We start from the raw sequence: 272 nt of genomic DNA, 5'->3' as shown, positions 1-272 counted from the left end.
GATGGTCCGGGTCCGGGTGGTAGAGGTTCTCGATATCCCAGCCACGGCCCGCCGGGAAACCGGAGATCGCATCCTGGGCCTGGGACACCAGTCGCCACACGTCCTCGGGCGACTCCACGCCGCCCGGGTAGCGGCAGCTCATACCGACGATCGCGATCGGGTCGTCATCCAGGGCCACCACCGGACCGGTCACCGCCGCGGCTGCGGGCTGCTCGCCCACCAGCTCCGACCGCAGGAACCCGGCCAGCGCGGCAGGCGTCGGGTAGTCGAAC

The 272-nt window shown here is 71.3% G+C and carries 1 protein-coding gene; it reads right to left on the bottom strand.

Annotation, left to right across the window (positions count from 1 at the left end; genetic code table 11):
* A partial coding sequence (locus tag UK12_RS35630; RefSeq protein WP_045307375.1) for an acyl carrier protein occupies positions 1–272 on the bottom strand: 272 nt, incomplete at both ends.

This window comes from Saccharothrix sp. ST-888 (assembly GCF_000955975.1).
In the GTDB taxonomy this organism is placed as follows: domain Bacteria; phylum Actinomycetota; class Actinomycetes; order Streptomycetales; family Streptomycetaceae; genus Kitasatospora.
The sequence above is the reverse complement of the archived record's forward strand: the minus strand, read 5'-3'. Positions and strand labels throughout refer to the sequence as shown.